Annotated in this window: 1 pseudogene; it reads left to right on the top strand. The window is 41.4% G+C overall.

What is annotated here, in order from left to right:
• Positions 1–148: pseudogene (locus AB4384_RS23650) on the top strand (ISAs1 family transposase); the annotation flags it as partial.
• Positions 149–399: the final 251 nt, after the last annotated feature.

Here is a 399-nt window from a genome sequence, read left to right as displayed (position 1 = left end):
TGAGAATTTAGCAGTTATAAGACATATAGCTTTAAATCTGCTGACGGAAGAAATCAGCTTCAAAGCAGGGATCAAAAGAAAGCAGAAAAAAGCGAACCGCAATAACGCTTACCTTTCGCAAGTCCTTGCAGGGCAAGGGGCTTCGTAATCTTGCCCTGAGGTCGAGCTTAGACAATGTCGGGTCGGCCTCAAGCAGTAACTCAAGCATCTCCTGCTGTGTTAAACCTCGCTCCTTTCTGGCTTGTTCTAAGAAGTGTGCAAACGTGAGTGGCATTCTTTGTCCTCGATAATCTCTATTATGGTAAGTATTGTTCGATTGCTTATGTAATTCAATCTTCTTTTATTAGAATTTAAACTATAGCTTATCGGGCAGGTTTTTATGGCTTTGTTGCGTAATTC

The organism is Vibrio sp. 10N.261.51.A4 (genome assembly GCF_041471945.1).
Lineage (GTDB): Bacteria > Pseudomonadota > Gammaproteobacteria > Enterobacterales > Vibrionaceae > Vibrio > Vibrio crassostreae_C.
This window is presented reverse-complemented; position numbering and strand designations above follow the sequence as displayed.